20 protein-coding genes and 2 tRNA genes are annotated in these 20,557 nt (G+C 58.1%); 6 read left to right on the top strand and 16 right to left on the bottom strand.

Annotated features, from left to right (window positions below; all coding sequences use genetic code 11):
- Together BMZ24_RS09040 and BMZ24_RS09035 are read right to left on the bottom strand one after the other, a co-directional pair.
- Window positions 1-663: filamentous hemagglutinin N-terminal domain-containing protein (locus tag BMZ24_RS09040; RefSeq protein ID WP_143077864.1), on the bottom strand; the 663-nt coding region annotated here is incomplete at its 3' end.
- Between the two features lie 693 nt (window positions 664-1,356).
- Window positions 1,357-1,722, bottom strand: a complete 366-nt coding sequence (locus tag BMZ24_RS09035) for a CGGC domain-containing protein (RefSeq protein ID WP_092191421.1) — start codon at window positions 1,720-1,722, stop codon at window positions 1,357-1,359.
- A gap of 333 nt (window positions 1,723-2,055) precedes the next feature.
- Here BMZ24_RS09035 and BMZ24_RS09030 point away from each other — a divergent pair, with 333 nt between their 5' ends.
- Window positions 2,056-2,571 (top strand): universal stress protein, encoded by a 516-nt coding sequence (locus tag BMZ24_RS09030; RefSeq protein WP_092191419.1) that lies wholly within the window; start codon window positions 2,056-2,058, stop codon window positions 2,569-2,571.
- Window positions 2,572-2,838: 267 nt separating this feature from the next.
- Here BMZ24_RS09030 and BMZ24_RS09025 read toward each other — a convergent pair whose 3' ends face one another.
- The 9 genes from BMZ24_RS09025 to BMZ24_RS08985 form a co-directional block, all read right to left on the bottom strand.
- Window positions 2,839-3,303, bottom strand: a complete 465-nt coding sequence (locus BMZ24_RS09025) for a carboxypeptidase-like regulatory domain-containing protein (protein ID WP_092191417.1) — start codon at window positions 3,301-3,303, stop codon at window positions 2,839-2,841.
- Window positions 3,304-3,510: 207 nt separating this feature from the next.
- On the bottom strand, window positions 3,511-4,338 hold the full coding sequence (locus tag BMZ24_RS09020; protein ID WP_092191415.1) for a protoheme IX farnesyltransferase: 828 nt from the start codon (window positions 4,336-4,338) through the stop codon (window positions 3,511-3,513).
- Entirely contained in the window at window positions 4,331-5,530 is a 1,200-nt protein-coding gene (gene coxB / locus BMZ24_RS09015; protein ID WP_092191413.1) for a cytochrome c oxidase subunit II, read from the bottom strand. Before coxB ends, BMZ24_RS09020 begins: the two co-directional genes overlap by 8 nt.
- Window positions 5,527-5,823, bottom strand: a complete 297-nt coding sequence (locus BMZ24_RS09010; RefSeq protein ID WP_092191411.1) for a cytochrome C oxidase subunit IV family protein — start codon at window positions 5,821-5,823, stop codon at window positions 5,527-5,529. Before BMZ24_RS09010 ends, coxB begins: the two co-directional genes overlap by 4 nt.
- 1 nt (window position 5,824) lies before the next feature.
- Window positions 5,825-6,424: a cytochrome c oxidase subunit 3 family protein gene (locus BMZ24_RS09005; RefSeq protein ID WP_092191409.1), complete on the bottom strand. Its 600-nt coding sequence runs from the start codon at window positions 6,422-6,424 to the stop codon at window positions 5,825-5,827.
- Entirely contained in the window at window positions 6,417-8,036 is a 1,620-nt protein-coding gene (gene ctaD, locus BMZ24_RS09000) for a cytochrome c oxidase subunit I (protein ID WP_092191407.1), read from the bottom strand. Before ctaD ends, BMZ24_RS09005 begins: the two co-directional genes overlap by 8 nt.
- A 23-nt stretch (window positions 8,037-8,059) precedes the next feature.
- The gene (locus BMZ24_RS08995; RefSeq protein ID WP_092191405.1) at window positions 8,060-9,127 is read right to left on the bottom strand and encodes an SCO family protein; all 1,068 of its coding nucleotides are present in this window, start codon (window positions 9,125-9,127) and stop codon (window positions 8,060-8,062) included.
- Window positions 9,128-9,269: 142 nt separating this feature from the next.
- Complete coding sequence (locus BMZ24_RS08990; protein WP_092191403.1) at window positions 9,270-9,572, bottom strand: c-type cytochrome; 303 nt, start codon at window positions 9,570-9,572, stop codon at window positions 9,270-9,272.
- Window positions 9,573-9,597: 25 nt separating this feature from the next.
- On the bottom strand, window positions 9,598-9,930 hold the full coding sequence (locus BMZ24_RS08985) for a hypothetical protein (protein WP_143077863.1): 333 nt from the start codon (window positions 9,928-9,930) through the stop codon (window positions 9,598-9,600).
- Window positions 9,931-10,262: 332 nt separating this feature from the next.
- Here BMZ24_RS08985 and BMZ24_RS08980 point away from each other — a divergent pair, with 332 nt between their 5' ends.
- Together BMZ24_RS08980 and BMZ24_RS08975 are read left to right on the top strand one after the other, a co-directional pair.
- The gene (locus tag BMZ24_RS08980; RefSeq protein WP_161949095.1) at window positions 10,263-11,699 is read left to right on the top strand and encodes a sigma-54-dependent transcriptional regulator; all 1,437 of its coding nucleotides are present in this window, start codon (window positions 10,263-10,265) and stop codon (window positions 11,697-11,699) included.
- Between the two features lie 122 nt (window positions 11,700-11,821).
- Window positions 11,822-12,832 carry a hypothetical protein gene (locus BMZ24_RS08975; RefSeq protein ID WP_092191397.1) on the top strand — a complete coding sequence of 337 codons (1,011 nt, stop codon included), beginning with the start codon at window positions 11,822-11,824 and terminating at the stop codon, window positions 12,830-12,832.
- A 181-nt stretch (window positions 12,833-13,013) separates the two neighbouring features.
- On the opposite strand, the gene murA is transcribed toward BMZ24_RS08975, so the two are convergent.
- The 4 genes from murA to BMZ24_RS08955 form a co-directional block, all read right to left on the bottom strand.
- Entirely contained in the window at window positions 13,014-14,264 is a 1,251-nt protein-coding gene (murA, locus tag BMZ24_RS08970) for a UDP-N-acetylglucosamine 1-carboxyvinyltransferase (protein WP_092191395.1), read from the bottom strand.
- Between the two features lie 33 nt (window positions 14,265-14,297).
- Window positions 14,298-14,882 carry a VOC family protein gene (locus BMZ24_RS08965; protein ID WP_092191393.1) on the bottom strand — a complete coding sequence of 195 codons (585 nt, stop codon included), beginning with the start codon at window positions 14,880-14,882 and terminating at the stop codon, window positions 14,298-14,300.
- Window positions 14,883-14,941: 59 nt separating this feature from the next.
- Window positions 14,942-15,017, bottom strand: a tRNA-His gene (locus BMZ24_RS08960).
- Between the two features lie 51 nt (window positions 15,018-15,068).
- Window positions 15,069-15,144, bottom strand: a tRNA-His gene (locus tag BMZ24_RS08955).
- 135 nt (window positions 15,145-15,279) lie between these two features.
- Between BMZ24_RS08955 and htpG the strand changes: the two genes are divergently transcribed.
- The 3 genes from htpG (at window position 15,280) to BMZ24_RS08940 (ending at window position 18,249) form a co-directional block, all read left to right on the top strand.
- Window positions 15,280-17,172, top strand: a complete 1,893-nt coding sequence (htpG, locus tag BMZ24_RS08950) for a molecular chaperone HtpG (RefSeq protein ID WP_092191391.1) — start codon at window positions 15,280-15,282, stop codon at window positions 17,170-17,172.
- Between the two features lie 338 nt (window positions 17,173-17,510).
- Window positions 17,511-17,894 (top strand): type II toxin-antitoxin system RelE/ParE family toxin, encoded by a 384-nt coding sequence (locus BMZ24_RS20480; RefSeq protein ID WP_092191389.1) that lies wholly within the window; start codon window positions 17,511-17,513, stop codon window positions 17,892-17,894.
- A complete protein-coding gene (locus tag BMZ24_RS08940; protein WP_244150316.1) occupies window positions 17,800-18,249 on the top strand; it encodes an XRE family transcriptional regulator in 450 nt (149 codons plus the stop codon). Before BMZ24_RS20480 ends, BMZ24_RS08940 begins: the two co-directional genes overlap by 95 nt.
- A gap of 338 nt (window positions 18,250-18,587) precedes the next feature.
- Here the strand turns inward: BMZ24_RS08940 and BMZ24_RS08935 are convergent, their stop codons facing one another.
- Complete coding sequence (locus BMZ24_RS08935) at window positions 18,588-20,357, bottom strand: ABC transporter ATP-binding protein (protein ID WP_092191385.1); 1,770 nt, start codon at window positions 20,355-20,357, stop codon at window positions 18,588-18,590.
- Between the last annotated feature and the right edge of the window lie 200 nt (window positions 20,358-20,557).

Raw genomic sequence — 20,557 nt, 5'->3', positions numbered from 1 at the left:
GCCGTATCCGGTGCTGATGCCCAGCTTCACGGCGTGCACGTCGGCGTTGATCCTGGCCGTGCGGCTGATGATGTCGAATGCGTCGAGATTGGAGACATTGAGGCCCAGGCCGTCGACAAGCACATCGCCCTGACGCACATCCAGGGCCCTCAGACCTCCGTACTCGTCAAACCGGGGCTTGCCCGTGGTCAACGTGGCCCGGGGCGTGTTTATGAACCCGCCGCCGTTGACCGTTATGCCGTTCGGATTGGCCAGGATGTAGTCGGCCGGATAACCGAATATTTCAGTGTAGCCCTCAAGGCGGGATCGGCTGCTGCCCGTGACCTCGTTCAGGATGACCCGGGCTTCGGGGCCCTTGCCGAGCTTCGGGTTGTTGGCCACCACCCCGCCCAGTTGCGTGCGCCCGGCCTTCTTGCTGTTGTTCAGGATTACGCCGGGCCCGCCCACGTTGAACTGGTCGAACTTGTTGTGGGAGAGGCCTCCAGAGTTCGGTCTTGCGATGTCGACCAGGGGCACACCGTTGGGCGCGGCGCTTACGGCCGGCTGATTGGCGGCCGGGGCCTTGGGATCGACCACGATGCCATCCGCAGCAGCCGCCACGGGATTGAATACCAGCAGAAATGCCAGCGTCAGACATATAAACCGTTGCAGCGCATGCTTCATGAACCGTCCCCGTATCTGGCTCTCAGAAATTGGAACTCAGCGACCAATTTCTGGCTACATTTTTTTAAAGTTGGCGTATTTTATGGAAGCCGGCATGTTCACATAAGACAATCGAAATAATTTTTCATAATACTATCAATAAGATGAATACAATGCGATTATTTCATAATAAATATTTTCACAAATAATTATCTGTAATTATACAAACCTGAAACTATATACATATCCATATGTAGATAGTTGCTATTTTAACCAATAATGAAATAGAAAATAATTCAACATTACATTGACCAAAATCATTAATGAATAAAGATGCGACCGGCACAGATCATTTTCCTTTTTGATCATCAGCAGCAAAATTTTTCCGTAAAAAAAGCCTCCGCTCACAAGTTGAACGGAGGCGCATTCATTTCGACAAAGAGACTGTCGATGCGGGTTATTTACTTCAAGCAAAGGTTGAAAAATGCGTGTGGACAAAAAAAGTATGTCCGCCACGCTGAAGCGGGGTCATACGCGAATTGCCTTCAAGGCTGCCCGGTCAGGTCGCGAAGCCATCCGGTGAGATATAAATTGACCGTTTATAAGGATGAGCGGCGCGACATATCCGTAACCACCTGTATTCAAGATCAATACAGATCAGTGATCCGGAAGGGCCAAGGGCGCACCATGCGCCTCATCGGCTCTTTTGCGATATCAGGCGAAGATGTCCTTGGGAACGTAGGGATGTGTTCCTTCGATGACACGGATGCCTGCCTTGGCCGTGATTTTCTTGATGATCTCTTCCTTGTGCGGACACTGCTCGGCTATGCAGGGCGCGATGTGGATCACCGTGGGCTTTTCGTTCATGGGCGCGTTCCAGAGCTTGACCTGCATGAGCCTGGTCACGATGGCCGGTGCCGGGCAGCCGCCGCAGCCAACCATGCCAACGATCTCGGCGTCGGTGTCCTCGTAGATTTCAAAGATACCCTGTCTTCTGTTGAAAGCCACCAGGCAACGTGAACAGCCAATGCAAACATCGTCCATGGTGTTCTTGCACCCCACGATCAGAATCTTCTCCACGATAGACCTCCAAGAATGAAATATCGGTTGATTGTAAAACGTTCCTTTTTTAGGCCCATCGCGTGCCAATGGCAAGCGCACTTGAAGCAATTTGCGCCATGTTCGGCATATCCGAAAAAAAATCGTCACACTTGAAACTTTTGAATTCCCAACAAACGCCCTACCCGTTTCTAAAGCGCTACCCAAGTTGTCATAAACTCATTGCGACTCTTCAACCATCCGCGCTTGCTGGAATTTTTCAATCCGCATGAAAATTTTCTTGACGCTCCCTTGTGAACCATGGCACAAATTGGTTGATTAACCAATTCAATCTTTCCTCGGGAGGAACTTCATATGAAATTGCCTGGTTTCAAAACTTTTCTGGTTCCGGTGAACAACAGCGAAGCCGGCCGTCGTGCCAAACGCTATGCCATCGCGCTGGCCAAACAGTGCGGGGCGAAAGTTGTCCTTTTCCACGCCCACGGCCTGATCAGCGGACGCATCAGCCCCGATGGACGCGAGCAAATCATCCGCAGGAATCTGGAAGAAATGGGCAAGATTTTCGCCATCTTCGTGGATGGTTGCAGAGAAGCCGGGGTCGAGTTTGAAATCGTGGTCGAACAGGGCGCGACAGCCGACGCCATCATCAAGGCTGCAAGCGAGCACGACTGCGACATGATCATCATGGGCACCAAGGGCAATGCCTCGGCGCGCAAGATTCTCGGATCCCTGACGGACACGGTCAGCAAGCAAAGCTCCGTGCCAGTGGTCGTGGTCGGCGAGGAATGCGAATGCTCCAACTCCTGCGGCAGTTCGTGCCTGCACAAATGGCGTTTCGCCCCCGCCGCCAATCTGCAGCACGCCTGCTGATTACCGGACTCAAACGCGAGAGAAGCCACGCAGGGAAAACCTGCGTGGCTTTTCTCGTTTCAGACCTGCCAGGGACGGCGCATCGATCATGACCGGAGTACTCATGTCCGAACCGAGCGACACGAACGGGATTCTTGAGGTCTTGCGCTGCCGCGAAATCAAATATCCCGGGCAGCGCAACATGCCCAAAGCTAAAATCAAATCCACCTGATTCCCGTCCCGGCCGCGAATGTCAAAAAACACATCACCTGTTGCCGGGACACAGCTTCATTTCTTCAAAAGATTCACGTGCCGGCCAGTGGCTCCAACCTGATTGTCAACCGAGATGGTCCCCTTGAAAGTGCCCGGAACCTTCATCGAATAGGTGGCAGGCACGTAGCCTTTTTTCCACAGAATAACGGAATAGGTGCCTGCGGGAATCTTCGCGGAAAAAACACCGGCATTGTTGGTCGTGACTTCAGCCACGATTCCTTTGGCATTGGAAACAACGTCGGTGCTTCCTTGAGCCTTGAGGGAAAGATTTGTTCCAATCAGAACGGTTGCAAGTGAAAGCGGGACTTCCTTGCCTTTGATCCATTGAGTAACAGTACCCACGGCTTCAAGCGCACCTGGGTTTGATGAAGAGGTCGCAACGACAGTGGTATTCACGTCAAAGGGACTCGCCAGGGCCACAGAGAACACGCCTACAAAACAAAAAATCTGTAACAATGCACACAACTTTTTCATGATCATACCCCGTCTTTTCAAAATTAAGGAAAAATCGCCGTCAGGCCATATTTATACAAGATCCAACATGCTGCCGCATGCGTGCGGGCATGAAGACAGGAATAAAAAGATCCTCCTTGGCTGAAAAATGCGATCAATGAAGACGTCACTGCGAGAAGTCGCCATCCTCTTGAAGATCGTACAGCTGAACAAGTCCACGTCCTGCATGCGTTATCACGTGGTCAGCCGTTCCGCCACAATCATGAGCACCACCCCCGCCAGAAAACCATCCGATGCCAAGCGCAGCACCCGGGCCCGAGCGAAAATCGCCAGAAGGGCGTAGGCAGGACAGACCGTGGCCAGTGCATAGGCCTGACCAGGACCTGTCGCGAGGCCAAAAAGCGGAGCCATGCCGCCGATCATGGCCAGGGCCAGAGCCCATATTCTGGGGATGGCCTGACGGGAGAAACCGGAAAAACTGTTGGCCGGGACCGGAAATCCGGCGGCCGCGTAGTCATCGGCATTGGCTTCGGCCAGCATCCAGAAATGAGGCATCTGCCAAACGAAATAAAAAACGAAGAAATAGGCCGGTTCGATAGAGGACAGGCCGCCCCCCCCGGCCACCCAGCCGATCCAGAAAGGCAGCGCGCCGCAGGCCGCACCGGGGATCATGGCCCAGCCCGTGACGGGCTTCATCAGGGTGTAGAGGCCATTGTACAGGCCAAGAACCACCAGCAGGACAGGTAGGGCACGCCAGGAAAGAAGCGACCAAAGCAGCGTGGCCGACAGCGCAAGCAGTAATGCAAATATCAGGCAACCCTGCACTACGCTCATTCTTCCGCTTGCCAGCGGACGGTTCCTGGTCCGTTCCATGCGTGCATCGCGGCCTCGCTCCTGGATCTGATTCAGAACCGAAACCGCCGCGCTCAGGGCGAACGTCCCGGCAAAAAGCGCCCCGCCGCCGGACAGCGCGCCGGCGGCCATGACATATCCGGCCAGGGCCGACAGCCCGACAGCCAGGGAGATGCCGGGCCGTGTCAGCGAGGGAATGTCCCTAATCATTGTTCTCGCTCAAGGCGTGCATGTAGTCGACCATGGCCTGCAGCTCGTCTTCGGTCAGGTGTTCGTAGGACGGCATGATGGGATCGTACCCGACGACAATGAATTTCTCCGGATCAATGATGGCTTCGATCAGATACTCATCATCGGCCGCCGTCCGCGAACCGTCTGCCAATTCGACCTCGCGCCCGACGATGTTCTTGAGCGTCGGCCCGGCTATCTCCGAACCGTCCGTGGAATGGCAGCTGAGGCACCCTTCGGCCTCCATCAGCTGTCTTCCTCGATCAAGATCGCGCTTCGCTCCGCCCGTCAGATATTTAATGATGGCATCCAGATCCTGGTCCGGCATCTCCTCCTTGTAGGAAGGCATTCCCTCGAAGCCCTCCACCAGCTCCGCGTCCGGCTCGATGATGGCGCGGCGCAGGTAGGCCTCGTCCACGAAGGCCTCCCGCGTGCCGTTTGCGTCGATGACCCGCCGCTGCGCCCCGTAGATGTTCAGAAGCGTCGGCCCCATTTCCTCCGACCCGTCCAGGGAGTGGCAGGCAGTGCAGCCGTACGACTCCAGAAGCCCGATGGCGGCCTCGTCCCCTGCGGCCGTACTTTCGTACCAGGTCCTGAAATCGTCAGGGTCCATGACCTCGACGGTGGAAAGCATATTGGCGTGCCTGAGACCGCAGTATTCGGCGCACAGGATGTCGTAGCTGCCCCCGCGCTGGGCCTGGAACCAGGCATGGGTCTGCATGCCGGGTACGGTGTCCATCTTGATGCGAAAAGCGGGCACGAAGAAGCTGTGGATGACGTCCACGGAGGTCATGTCCAGGCGCACGGCCCGGTCCAGGGGCACATAGAGGGTGCTGGCGCGCTTGCCGTTCTCGTACTCGAACACCCAGGACCACATGCGCGCCGTGACCTGCACGCGCATGGCGTCGGCGGGAACGGAACGCAGCGCCTTGAAACTGGCCCAGCCGTAGTAGAACATGCCCATGACCAGAATGCTCGGGATGACCGTCCAGATGACCTCCGCCAGGAGGTTGCCGCGAATGTCCGCCGCCTTGGGATGACGGGTGTGGTGGTAGCGGATGACGAACCAGACCATGAGCGCCGTGATGGCAATCAATATGACGGTCGATACTCCGAAAATAAGCAGGAAGACCTGATCGACCTGGGCCGCGACCTTGGTGATGGGCGGGATCATGAGCCTGCCTCCGGCCGCATCGCCACGTCGAAGAAGGTGAAGCCGATGAAGATGGCCAGAATGACGAAGACCAGCAGCAAGAAGGCCCCGAGCGTGCGGTTCTCGTATTTGAGATGCATGAAGAAAAAGATCACCAGGAGGGCTTTCGTCGAGGCCACGGTCATGGCCGCCAGCACGTTCAGATATCCGAAATCGAAGCTCGCGACGCCCACCGTGACCCCGGTCAGGGCCATGAGGGCCAGCCAGATCCTGGTCAGCAGGGCAAAGGGCAGAATGTGTTTTTGTGTAGTCATGTCAGCTGATCAGGTAAAAAAGTGGAAAAAGGAAAATCCAGACCAGGTCGACCAGATGCCAGTACAGGCCGCCGTTCTCAAGCAGCCCGAAATTGTCGGCCGTGACCCTGCCCTGCCATATGCGCAGCATACAGAAGCCGAGGATAGCGGCACCGATGACCACATGCAGGCCATGGGCTCCGGTCATGAGGTAGTAAAGGCCGAAGAAGATGTTCGCCCCGCCGGAACCGGCCGCCATCTCCGGCGAGCCGGGATAGATGCCATGTCCGATCTTGGCCGACCATTCGAAGAACTTGTTGACCATGAAGACCCCGGCCAGGGCGATGGTCGCGCTCAGGAGCCACAGGCAGAGCGCCTTCCTGCCCTGCTGCAGGGCGGAAATGGCCAGAGCCACGGTCAGGCTGGAGGTGATGAGCACGACCGTGTTGAGGGTGCCGAACACGCGGCTCAGTTGCAGCCCGCCTTCATGAAACTCCACCGGATAACGGTGCAGGTAGACCGAATAGAGCAGAAAGAAGCCGCCGAAGAGCAGGATCTCGGTGAACAGGAACAGCCACATCCCGAACTTGTCGCCGGCGTAATCCTTGTGTGCCTCACTCATCGCGATTCACCCCCTCGTAGGAATAGGGGCCGCGCGGCACGTCCGGCGGATCAAGGAAGGTCAGGTGCGGCGGCGGGCTCGGCAGGGTCCATTCCAGGGTCGCCGCCCCCCAGGGATTGTTGCCCACGGTGCGCGGCCCGTAAAAACACTTGGAAAGACTGTAAAACAGGACGATGAGCCCCGCGACAAGCACCCAGGATCCGATGGTCGAGACCATCTGTCCGGTCTGGTACATGGGCAGATAGTCGTAATAACGACGCGGCATGCCCTGCAGGCCGATCACGAACATTGGAAAATAGAGCATGTTGAATCCGCCGATGAGCAGGTACCAGCTCACGTTGGCCATGCGGCGATCGTACATGCGCCCGAAGAACTTCGGAAACCAGAAGAGCATGGCCGCGAAGAGCCCGAATCCCGTGCCTCCGAAGATGACATAATGAAAATGGGCAACCACGAAATAGGTATCGTGGACATGGATGTCCGTGCCCGCCGAACCAAGCACCAGCCCGGTCAATCCTCCGGCCGAGAAGAGGAAGATGAAGCCGAGCGCGAACATGAGCGGCGGCTCCAGATAGATGGAGCCCTTGTACAGGGTGGCCACCCAGTTGAAGACCTTGATGGCCGAGGGGATGGCCACCACGAAGGTCAGGAAGGAAAAGACCATGACCGCTGTGTCGCTCATGCCGCTGGTGAACATGTGATGCGCCCAGACCAGCGAACCGGCGAAGGCGATGGCCAGACTCGATATGGCGATGGCCTTGTACCCGAAGATGGACTTGCGCGCGAAGGCGGGAATGATCTCGGAGACCACGCCCATGGCCGGAACGATCATGATGTACACGGCCGGATGCGAATAGATCCAGAACAGATGCTGATACAGGAGCGGGTCCCCGCCCTTGGAGGGATCGAAGAGCCCGATGCCGAGCCACCTCTCGATGAAGACCAGGGCCACGGTGATGCCCAGCACCGGCGTGGCCAGCAGCTGAATCCAGGCCGTGGCGTAGAGCGACCAGGTGAAAAGCGGGAGCTTGCCCCAACTCATCTGGGGAGCGCGCAGACGGTGGATGGTGGTGATGAAGTTGAGCCCGGTCAGGATGGACGAAAAGCCGAGAATGAAGACCGCGACCACGGCCAGGGAGACGTTGGTCGTGGTCCGCTCGCTGAAGGGCACGTAAAAGGTCCAGCCCGTGTCCGGAGGGCCGCCGCCGGTGAAGAGGCTGGTCACGGCCAGACAGGCTCCGGTCAGGTACAGCCACCACGAAAAGATGTTCAGGCGCGGAAAGGACACGTCCTCGGCCCCGATCTGCAAAGGGAGCAGAATGTTGCCGAAAGCGGCCGGAATGCCGGGGATGACGAAGAGAAAGATCATGACCACGCCGTGCAGGGTGAACATGGCGTTGTAGGTCTGGGCGTCCATGATGTCCCGCCCCGGCGCGATGAGTTCCAGGCGCATGAGCACGCCAAGCACCACTCCGACCGCGAACATGGTCAGTATGCACCACAGATAGAGCATGCCTATGCGCTTGTGATCCGTGGAGAAGATCCAGGACAGGATGCCGCTTCGGCCCGGATAGGGGTCCAGAAAGGGCACGGTTTCACCGGGAGAATGCATGCGTGAAAACCTCTTTTACGTGCTTAATTTCGGGGAGTGCGCTTCTTGCGGCCTGCAAGCATGAGCGAGACGAGCAATACGACCAGGATCAAAAGGATGCCCGTGCCTGTTATCTTCATGAAATTGAACGCGTAGCGCTTGCCTTCGGGGTCATAGGAAAAGCAGTAGGCCAGCACGCGCTTGACGGACAGGCCGATCTGCTCCCTGCCCGCCTCGGTGGCGGCCATGGTCAGATCGAAGGCCAGGGGCTTCGTGCCGTAGAGATAGCGCACGATCTTGCCCTTGGGCGAGACGGCCATGATGACCACCGGATGCAGAAAATCCTTGCCCTCGCGCCTGAAGCCGAACCCCAGGGAATCCATGAGCATGCGGATGTCGGTCTCTTTGCCGGTCAGAAACCGCCAGCCGTTTTCCGGATACTTGAAGTCCATGGCCGCCATGTAGTTGCGCTTCTGGCGGGTGGCCAGTTCCGGCGTGTCCGTGTCGTCGAAGCTGACGCTGACCACCTGAAAATCGACGCCGGGCTCAAGCTTCACGTCCGGCAGTACCGCCGTCAGGGAACTCTGGATGATGGCGCAGACATTGGGGCAGGAAAAATAGATGGGCACGACGATGGTCGGCTTGTCCACGATCTCGCCCATGGTCACGGCCTTGCCGTCTTCGTCGAAGAATCGGGTCTCGGCGGCAATGAATTCTCCGAGCTTCTCCGTCACGCCGATCGAGGCTTCGGCCACGGGTGCGGGATGGACGTGCTCGGGTTCGGGTGCGGACGCGGGAGTAACGTTCCCGACCGGAGGGGCCATGGTCCCGTGCCCGGAATGATCGGCAGGCATTGCCTCGGGCTGCGCGTGGCCCGAATGCGTGGACTGCGCGGGACCATCGTCCGTGGCGGGGTCCTGGGCCAAAGGCTCCATTGGCATGGGCGCGGCATCACCGTGACCGGCATGCAGCGCCTCTTGGGCCTGCTCCGTCGTGGAGCGGTCATGGGCTGTGACTGCGGCCGCTGCATCATGCGCCTGGTGCAGGGCGCTCTGCGAAATCGCCTGCGTCGGCCAGACCAACAAAAGAAAAAGAAGAAGAGCTGATCGCATCCGGGCCTCATGAGAGAGCCCTCCCAGACAGGAAGGGCTCGTTGGTTTCTGGGTTCAGGATTGCTTGAATGCTCGCCGTAAAAAGGCACCGGCCACCGTTTCGCGAGAAAAGGACTTAAGGCCGGTTGATCCGGTCCAACCCTTAAAAAGTGCCGATATGTGTGGCCAGCACCTCGATATCCTCATCGGTGAGGGATTTGACCACGCGTTCCATCATGCCTTTCTTCTTTCCACCATAGGTCTGCTCTTTGTAGCCGATCAGGGCCGCCTTCACTTCCTCGGCCGGCAACCCCTTGAGGGCGCGACTCATGGCCGCATTAGACCCATCGGCCCCATGACAGCTCTTGCACATCTTCGCATAGCGTTCGGCACCCAAATCACCGGAAGCCACGGCCACCGAAGCGAAAAGAAGACCGGCCAAAAGACATCCCAATACGTATTTCATAGCATCCTCCAGGTTTTCAAAAGTTTCAGTTCGAAGAACAGAGCGTTGACCGCTTCCGTTCATCGGCCAGGAAAAGAGCGACCTTGTCGGTCTCGACGTCGTTCAGCAGATCGCTCTTGTATTCAACCATGCGCAGCACCGTTTCCTTCCACCATTCTGGATCGTTCACGGTGACTTCGCAATTTTTCTCCATACCATGACAGCCCAGACAGCGCTGGGTGATCAAAGTCTGGTCATCGGCGGCCTGAACAAGGCAAACAGCAAAGAGCACCGCCGCTACGCAAAAAAAAGCCGCAAGCATCCTGTATGGTCTGCGTTCCTTGCCTGCCGGGATCACTCTCCTCGCATCACTATCCACATGGCGCTCCTGCGTGGGGTTTGTGTTGAAAAAACATGCGTTCCACCTGCAACCTTCCAATGTCGTTTCGCATGTTGACATAAAAAAGCCCCGACAACAATCCGCCCTGACCTTTTCGCTTCCAGTAAATTCCAGCCGGAATGCACGTCAGGCGGCACCTGCATGGACAATTCCTCCGGGAGCGAAATTATTTTTTAATCCCTAAACATGGAAAAGGCCAGCCCGCTCGTTGTTTTCATGTTCACGGGCATGAAGATTCACGGCGCACAAGAATCTTGCTTTTCCAGACATATTCCGACAAAAGCGGATTGAACTTTTGTCTGGAGCTACAAATGGCCAACATTCTCATAATCGACGACGATCAGGATTTTTCCCGTTCCTTTCAGCGGATCATTGAACGCATTGGCCATCCTTGCCAGATCGCTCACACCATCAAGGATGCTTTCGACCAGCTGCAAAGCATGGACTGCGATCTCATCTTTCTCGACGTCAATCTGCCCGACGGCAACGGGCTTGCACACATCAAGCAGTTTCAGTCCTTTTCTTCCCTGCCCGAGGTTGTCATTCTGACCGGAGACGGCGATTCCGACGGCGCGACCCTGGCCATCGCCAACGGAGCCTGGGATTACGTAGGCAAACCCATCTCCCTGAACAACATCATGCTCATCCTGCAGCGCACCATTGCCTACAGGGCCTCCAAGGAGCAGAACCGTGGTCCGCGCAAGGTCAAGCGCAGCGCCATCATCGGCGAAAGCCCGGCCATCATGAACTGCCTTGAAGTCATGGGCAAGGCGGCGGGAAGCAAGGCCAACGTCATCATCACCGGCGAAACGGGCACGGGCAAGGAACTTTTCGCCAGAGGCATCCACGAAAACGGGGCAACGCCAGGCAAGCTGGTGGTCATCGACTGCACGAACCTGTCCACACATCTGGCCGAAAGCACTCTTTTCGGCCACACCAAGGGGTCCTTCACCAGCGCTCACGAGGCCCGGGACGGCCTCTTCAAACTGGCCAACAACGGTACGGTTTTTCTGGATGAGATCGGCGAACTGAGCCTTGAATTGCAAAAATCCCTGCTGCGCGTGCTGCAGGAGCACAAATTCCGTCCCATCGGATCAGAGAAGGAAGTCAGCAGCAATTTCCGGGTCATCGCAGCCACCAACCGCAACCTGCGGCTCATGGTCGAGCAGGGGCTTTTCCGCAGCGATCTCTACTACCGCCTGAATGGCCACCAGATCGAAATCCCACCGCTGCGCTCCCGCAGGGAAGACATCCTCCTGCTGGCCGAATACTACACGGAAAAAAACTGCCGCGAAAGCGGCATCACACCCAAGACGCTCACGCCGGAATTTCTCAACGCCCTGCATGCCTATCACTGGCCGGGCAATGTACGCGAATTCGTCAACACCATGGCCGTGGCCATCGACAACTGCCAGGACGAGCCATCCCTTTACAGCCACCACCTGCCGGTGGACGTGCGCATCAGCATCGCCAGGAACTCCTTTCGCCACAATCCGGACAAGGAGCAGCCCACCCTGCTCGAACCCGGCCGCATCCACGGCGCCATACCCCTGCCCTTTTCACCGGGCGACGAACTGCCGCCACTGCGCGAAGTGCGAGAAATTGTGGTCGGCCAGCTCGAAAACACCTACATGCGCCAGCTGCTCGAACTCTGCGCCAATGATGTGCCGACGGCCTGCGAGTGCTCCGGCCTGTCCCGGGCCCGACTGTACGAACTGCTCAAGAAGCATTCCATACGTTTGAAATGACTGCAGCCTGACACCGCCAAAACGGCTCAAGAAGTGCGTTTGCCCCCGACGTAAGCATTTCCGGCTTGACGCGACGCACACCTTGGATACACAAACACCCATCATCCAACAGGGAGTTTGTCATGATCCGCTTCTCTCGCTATTCTCTGCTGACCTTTCTTTTCCTGGCCGCGTCCTTCCTCTCGGCAGAGGTCTGGATGCAGGCCGTCCGCCATACATCGTTCTGCACCACCTCCGCTTGCGACGTCGTCGGAGAATATGTCCGCTTCGGCGAAGGCAACCTCATCAAGATGGGAGCGGCCTTTTTCTGGTTTCTGTGGGGGCTGGTCTTCTTTGGCGGCCGCTACGACAAGAAATGGATCTGGGGTCTGGCCAGTCTGCTGCTCTTCGGAGCCCTGGCCTTTGACGGAGCCATCCTTGGCTTTCAGTTCATGGGCCTCAAAGAAAAATGCCTGCTCTGCGTCATCGTGGGCGTGACCCTTTTTGTGGGACTCTGTCTTTTTGCGTGGGTGCGCAGGTCGCTCCTGACGGTCTTTCTGGGCGTGGCCGTGTGGTGCGGCGGCTTCACCGCCAACGCGGTGCTGGACCTGAACGTCGTTCCACCCGCCATCGTGGACACGGCCTTCAGCACCTGGGAGACGGCTCCGGACAACGCGCCGCAGCACGTCCTCTTTTTCAGCCTGCACTGCGACCACTGCTCGAAAATCCTGGCCAACCTGTCCATCAACGCCCACACCCTGCCCGGCAAATGGCATCTGGCCAGCACCGACAACAAGGAAGACGACCTGTACCGTCTGGCCACTGTGCAAAACGCCGACGCAAGCAAGGAAAACCTGTTCCTTGAAGTGTTGCGCGTGGAAAGCCTGGACACCATCGACCCAGTGCCGGTGTCCGAAGACCTGCGCCAGACGGTGCGCACGGCCCGGGCCTATTTCAAGATGAAGGGCTACACGGGCATCCCGGTCCTGGTGGTCATGGAGCGGCCGGGTTGGGAGATGGTCCTGCGCGGGGAAGGAAACATCACCGAGTACCTGCGTGTGCGAGGTTTTCTGAAGCGCGAATTGCAGTTCCCGAACCATGCGCCCAGGCCCGCAGAAAACGCGACGGCCGGGAAAATCCCCGGGCAGGAGTGAAGGCAAGGAAATGATGGCGGGCCGTACAGGCCCCGCTTCAGTCACGAGAATTCATACGCTGCGGACCGCCTGTACCTCTCTCCCGACAGGCAGGGCTCCGGCAACAGCCCCAAAAAAAACCTCGCTGAGACTTTCAGCGAGGTTTTTTCATTCCGGCCTTCGGCGGCCTTGCGGCCACACCCTATTCCTTTTCGCGCCTGATCCTGGCGCCGACGGAAGCCAGCTTCACTTCCATCTGTTCGTAGCCCCGGTCGAGGTGATAGATGCGGCGCACGTCGGTGCGTCCCGTTGCCGCCAGGCCGGCCAGGACCAGGCAGGCGCTGGCGCGCAGGTCCGAGGCCATGACCGTGGCGCCTTTCAGTGAATCCACCCCGCGCACCATGGCGCTCTGTCCCGAGAGGGTGATGTGCGCGCCAAGGCGGGCCAGCTCCTGCACGTGCATGAAGCGGTTCTCGAAGATGCCTTCGGTGATCACGCCCGCGCCACGGCTGACGCACATGAGCGCCATGATCTGAGCCTGCATGTCCGTGGGGAAGCCGGGATAGGGCCTGGTCGAAAGATCGACGCAATTCAGGGGGCCGTCGACGCTGGCCGTCAGCAGATCGCGGTCGCCCTCGATGATCATGCCCATTTCGCGCAATTTCGAGATGACGGCGTCAAGCGCATCCACCGGGCAGTCCCGCAGGGTCAGGTCGCCCTTTGTCATCCCGGCGGCCACCAGATAGGTGCCGGCCTCGATGCGATCGGGCATGACGGGATAGGAGCAGCCGTGCAGGGACTCGACGCCTTCGATATGCACGACGCTGGTGCCGTGGCCGGTGATGCGCGCCCCGCAGGTGTTCAGAAATTCCGCCAGATCCTGAATCTCCGGTTCGCGAGCCGCGTTCTCGAGCACGGTCTCGCCTTCAGCCAGCACAGCGGCCATGATCAGGTGCTCTGTGCCGCCCACGGTAGGGAAATCAAGGTGGATATGGGCCCCCTTGAGGCGGTCGCAGGTGCCGATGATGTCGCCGCTCTCGAGTTCAAAGACGGCACCCATCTGCTCCAACCCCTTGAGGTGCAGATCCACGGGCCGCGCACCGATGGCGCAGCCGCCGGGCATGGCCACCCGCGCCCGGCCGAGCCTCGCCAGAAGCGGGCCAAGGCACAGCACGGAGGCGCGCATGGTGCGCACCAGGTCATAGGGAGCTTCGGGCTTCAAGTCGCACGAATGCAGCAGCACGTCGCCGTCATTGAATTCGGCGCGGCAGCCGAGCAGTTCGAGCAGTTTCAGCGTGGTGGCGATATCGCGCAGATTCGGGACATTGGTGAGACGCACCTCGCCTTCGACCAGAATCGAAGCGAGCAGAATGGGCAGGGCCGCGTTCTTGGAACCACTGATGCGGACCTCGCCCTTGAGCGGGACGCCACCTTCTATGACAAGCTTATCCATATTTTCCTCAAATACCCCGGTATGTCCCGGGATTTATGTTTTCTTGGTGAATGCGGCGCGCACGGCTTCGGCTTCGCCGGGATAGATACCGCGATCCGAATCCGAAGGAACGGCGTCGCGCCATCTTTCCGGACGCGGCTTACTGCCTTCCAGTGCGGCCGGAGTCGGATGGGAGTCGATCATGATCGGATGGGAGTGAACGTCGTATTCGGGCACGGCATAACTGAATTCAATGGGGATGTTGTTGGGATCAAAGGAGTACAGGGAAATAATGAACCCGTGATCGATGAATTCCGAAGCCCAGAAATCATTGGCTTCCAGCAGGTCCTTGAGACGCCCCAGCTCTTCAAGGCTCTCCACTCCAAAGGACAGGTGGTCGAAAGCCGCGGGCCCGCGCACCGGGGCGCCATGATCTTTTTCGGCAATGGGCTCCACTTTGGGCCATTCGAAAAAGGCGATCATGTCCTTGTCTGTGATTTCGAAAAAATAATGCCTGTACCCGGGATGCCCAAGCCCAACGACAAGACGCATGCCGAGCAGATCCCGCCAGAAGTGTACCGTTCGGTCCATGTCCGCCGTGACCATGGCCAGGTGGTTGATGCCCGTGAATGCAGCCATGCGACCTCCCCAAAAAAAAAGCAGAACCAGTTCTTATCCGGTTCTGCTTGGGTGTCAAATGGGGTGAGTGACGCGGCTTGAACGCGCGACATCCTGGGCCACAACCAGGTGCTCTGCCTACTGAGCTACACCCACCACAAAAAGCGAGAAAAAAAAGGGACAGACGAACTGTCCCGTATTGTCTAATGGGGTGAGTGACGCGGCTTGAACGCGCGACATCCTGGGCCACAACCAGGTGCTCTGCCTACTGAGCTACACCCACCATCCGACAGGGGAAACTCTCTACCCAAGCCCCCTGACCCGGTCAAGTAAAAATCTTGTTTCTTCGCAACCCTTGACAATGAGAGCAGGCCTTTTATTTGGTGCAAACAAAATTTCCAAACCAGAAGGAGCATTTATGTCTCAGGCACAACAGTTCGAGTTTAAGACAGAAATCAAGCAATTACTCGATATCATTACTCATTCCATCTACACAAGCCGGGAAATATTTCTGCGAGAGCTGGTCTCCAACGCCTCGGATGCCCTCGACAAGCTGCGCTTCGAGCAGGCCCGCTCGGCCGAGATCGCAAACCCCGATCTTGAACTGCAGATCTCCATCACCGCGGACGAGGAAAACCACACCCTCACCATCGCGGACACCGGCGTCGGCATGACCATGGATGAACTGGTCCGCAATATCGGCACCATCGCCCATTCCGGGTCCGCCGAATTCATCCGCCAGGCCATGGCCGACCAGGCCAACTCCTCCAATATCATCGGCCGCTTCGGCGTGGGCTTCTATTCGGTCTTCATGGTCGCCGACAAGGTCACCATCCGCACCCGTTCCTTCGACCCGGCTGCCAAGGCCGTGGAATGGTCCTCCGACGGGCTCGGCACCTACACCGTAGCCGAACTGGAAGAGGATCTGCCGCGCGGCACGACCCTGACCCTTCAGCTCAAGGAAGACGGCAAGGAGTTCGCGGAAAAGAACCGCATCACGTCCATCATCAAGAAGCACTCCAATTTCATATCCTTCCCCATCCTGGTCCAGGGCGAGAAGGCCAACACCGTGCAGGCACTGTGGCGCGAAAACAAGTTCTCCATCACCCCCGAACAGTACACGGAGTTCTACAAGTTCCTGACCTACGACCAGGAGGAACCCCTGGACACCCTGCACATGAGCGTGGACGCCCCGGTGCAGTTCTCGGCCCTGGCCTTCGTGCCCCCGCGCAGCCAGGACACCTTCGGCTTCGATCGCGAGAACTACGGACTGGACCTTTACGTGCGCCGCGTGCTGATCCAGAGCAAGAACAAGGACCTCATCCCGGAATATCTCGGCTTCATGCGCGGCGTGGTCGACACCGAGGACCTGCCGCTGAACATCTCGCGCGAGACCCTGCAGGAAAACCTGCTCATCCGCAAAATCGCCACCACCCTGACCAAGCAGATCCTTTCGCACCTGAAAAAACTCGGGCAGGACAAGGACCGCTACGTCAAGTTCTGGAACGAGCACGCCAAACGCTTCAAGCTCGGATATGCAGACTTCGCCAACCAGGAGGCCTTCGGCGAACTGCTCCGCTTCAACTCCTCGCGCCATGAGGACAAGGACGGGCTCATTTCCCTGGAAGAATACATCGAGGCGGCCAAGGAAGGTCAGAAGGAAATCTACTACATCTCCGGCCCCAGCCGCGAAGCCATCGAACAGAATCCGCACCTGGAGATCTTCCGCGCCAAGGGCCTGGAAGTACTCTACCTGTACGAGCCCGTGGACGAGTTCGTCATGGACAGCCTGCGCAAATTCAAGGAGTTCGAGCTCAAGGCGACCGAAAACGCCGACATCACGAATATCGAAAAATACGCCGACAGCGCCGAGAAAAAGGACAAGCCCGAGGAACTCTCCAAAGAGGAATCCCAGGACATGGACCGCTTCCTCAAACGCGTGCAGGAAATCCTGGGCGACCGCATCACCGAGGCCCGCATCTCCAAGCGCCTGAGCCAGAGCCCTTCCTGCCTGGTCAGTCCGGACGGCTCCACATCCCAGATGCACAAGATCATGCAGCTGGTGACCAAGGACACCTCCATTCCCAAGAAGGTCTTCGAGATCAACCAGGATCACAAACTGGTGCGCAACCTGCTCTCGGTCTTCGCCAAGGACGAGAAGGACGAATTCGTGGCCACCGTGATCGAACAGCTCTACGAATCCGCCCTGCTCATGGACGGCTACCTGGCCGACCCGCACAAGATGGTCAACCGTCTGAACAAACTGATGGAAGACTCCAGCGCCTGGTACAAGGAGCGCGAAGAAAAATAGGAATGCCTCCGGCGGGCAGGGGACGCGTCCCCTGCACCCCATTCATGAATACGCTTCCTTGACCAGGCTTCATGCGCTTTGCCGATACCGGAAGCACTTGAGGCCACGACTCGCTTGAAAAAGAAATCCCCGGAAAGCCATCTTTTCCGGGGATTTCTTTTTCCTTTGTTCATCTTCCACCCATTTATCCCATCAAGATATACTCTTCCAACCCAATGTGCGGCCATCGTGGGGCTGCTACCAACAAATACCAGCCACGGTTCCGTCCGACCGTGCTGTTATGCGCAGACGTTTTCTTCAAATGAACAGAAATTATTCCATTGACGGAATACACACCCATGATTAAAGAAACACCAACACATTGGGAAGTCGAATTCACCGACGAGTTTGAGGCTTGGTGGCACACGTTGACCGAGGAAGCACAGATCTCGCTTGATGCATCCGTGAGGCTTCTTGAATTTCCCGGACCTTCCCTGGGTTTTCCCCATTCATCGGGAGTGTTCCGATCAAGGCACGGACATATGCGCGAATTGCGGACACAGAGCGGAGGCAGACCCTTGCGAACACTTTACGCATTCGACCCACGCAGGACCGCCATACTTCTCATCGGAGGCGACAAGACCGGAAATGACCGCTGGTATGATGAATTCGTCTCGCGGGCCGATTCCCTTTACGACGAACATCTTCGCCAAATCACGAAGGAGGGATTGCGCGATGACTAGAAAATTCTCGGCACTCAGGGACGAATTGTCGCCGGACGCCCGAAAAAAATCAGCGGCCTTGACGCGCAAGATGCTCAGGGAAATGCCATTGCATGAACTGCGACATGTGCGTGGGCTCTCGCAGCAAGAACTTGCACGGCTGCTGAACGTTCAGCAACCCGCCATCGCCAAGCAGGAACGCCGAACGGACATGTATCTTTCCACACTGCGCAATCACATCGAAGCGATGGGAGGAGAACTGGAAATTCTGGCCAGATTCCCGGATGGCGACGTGCGCATCACCAACTTTTCTTCCATTGGAGAAGCAGATTCCCAAAACGAGGAGTCCCCTTCAGGCCCGCCCAAGCATCTTTGACTCGGTCCAGGAAAGCGAATTTTCCGTTGCATGGCGCACCGACCATCTGACTGAGCCAGGCATCGCGGCTCCAACCATTGCTGTCTCCTCTCCCAATCACGCCAACCTGACATCCCCCGCACCTTCGCAAGGCGCGCCTGGATGGCTCGGGAGGCGGGCCGACTGTCTGACTGAGCCTGGCATCGTTTGTTGAACCATTGCCGGCCAGCCTGCCCGAGACTACCGCGCCGCACGCAATGGTTCAACTCTACGAGGCCCGCGAAGGAGTTTTGGCCCGCCTCCCGAGCCATCCAGGCGCGCCGCTCTAACGCCGACCTTCTGCCTTCTCATGCCCTGTGCTACTCCCCGCTCTGCACCTGCCACAACCCCGCATAAACGCCGCCCGCCGCCACCAGTTCCCCGTGCGTTCCACGCTCGACGATGATTCCGTCCACGACCACGACGATCTCGTCGCAGTGCCGCACCGTGGACAAACGGTGCGCGATGGCCAGGGTGATACGTTCGGCGCGCAGGTTTTTGAGATTGTTCTGAATGACCTCCTCCGTGCGCGTGTCCACGCTGGAGGTGGCTTCGTCCAGAATCAGAAACTCCGGATCGCGCAGGATGGCCCGCGCCAGGGAGATGCGCTGCCGCTGTCCGCCGGAAAGCTTCATGCCCCGGTCCCCGACCATGGTTTCGTATCCTTGCGGCAATGCGGCGATGAATTCACCGGCTCCGGCCATGTCCGCCGCCCGCACAACATCGTCATCCGAGGCCAGCGGCGACCCGAGACGGATATTCTCGGACACCGTGCCGTGAAACAGATAGGCCTCCTGCGAAACATAGCCGATACGCCCCCGCCATGAGTCCAGAGTCACGGAAGACAGCTCGCGACCGTTGGCCAGAATTTGCCCATCCAACGGATCGTAGTAGCGCAGCATGAGCTTGGCGAGGGAGCTCTTGCCCGCCCCGGTGGGACCGACCACGCCCAGCACCCGGCCGCGCTCAAGACACAGATTTATTCCGCACAGAACCTTCTCGCGCTCCGGATAGGCAAAGCAGACATCGCGAACCTCGACCCGGCGAAGTTCCCCGTCAAGAGGGTGGGCCTTGGCCTGATCGCGCACCGTGGGCGTCGTGTCGAAAATTTCGTTGATGCGCAGGGCCGAAGCTTCGGACTGCTGGATCTGATTGATGAGCATGCCGAAGACGAAAAGGGGCAGGATGAGGCGCATGGCCAGGAGCACGAAAGTCGTGAAATCGCCCACGCTGGGGCCGATGCCCGCGAATGTCATCCACCCGCCTCCGCCGATCAGGAGCGCGTATCCAATCCCCGCCACCCCGTAGAGCAGGGGCACGAATCGCGCCCGCTCGCGGGCGGCGCGGATGGCAGCGTCGCGATATTCCTCGGATCGAAGACGGATGCGGCCGGTCTGGTGGTCCTGCGCGGAATATGCCTGGATGACGTTCATGCCCTGGAGGTTGTTTTCCAGGATGGCGTTGATGTCGCCGACGGCCTTTCTCGCCTTGCGGTACTGCGGGGCGACGCGGGTGGCGAAGAAGCGCACGGCCCAGATGGCGATGGGCATGGGCGCAAGGAGCAGCAGCGCAAGGTGGTAGTCCATCCAGAAGAGGATGCCGTAGATTCCGGTGAAGGTTATAAGCAGACGCACGATGCTCGTGGACGTGTCGGAGAAGAAGCGCTCCAGATTGTCCACATCCCCGGCCAGCACGGCCATGATGTCGCCGGTCTGGCGGGATTCGAAGTAGGACACGTCCAGCTTCTGCACATGGGTGTAGAGATCCACGCGCAGGTCGTGGCGAATCCGCTGCGCCGCCGAGTCCAGGGTGTAGTCGCTGACGCTCTGAAACACGGCCAGCCCGGCAAAAGTACCCAGCACCAGAAGGCCTGCCCAAGCAAAATCGGCGCCAGCCAGGACCTGCCCTTCACGCAGAGCCCCGGCCACGGTATCCACCACGCGCCCGACCACGATCATGGGCAGAAGGTCGAAAAATCGTGCCCCCGCATTGGCGGCAAGCCCGAGGCCTATGCGCCGCGCATGCGGGCGGGCAAAACGCACCAGCCGCCACAGAGAACGACCCAAAGCACTGTTGTCTTTATCTTTCATGCGAAATCCTTATTTGCTTGCAGCATTAAACACGAGTGTGCCTCCCATACGTCGTCACGAATTCCCTGTCCAACAATCCAGAGTCGCCTTGCATGGCGAGGCATGGGCCAACAAACTTATTATGCCTCATCTGACATATTCGACATTATTGACTAAAATTTTTTCAAACTATACCGAATCAGACATAATTACATGCTGTT

Origin of the sequence: Desulfomicrobium norvegicum (genome assembly GCF_900114595.1) — a bacterium.
GTDB lineage: Bacteria > Desulfobacterota > Desulfovibrionia > Desulfovibrionales > Desulfomicrobiaceae > Desulfomicrobium > Desulfomicrobium macestii.
This window is presented reverse-complemented; position numbering and strand designations above follow the sequence as displayed.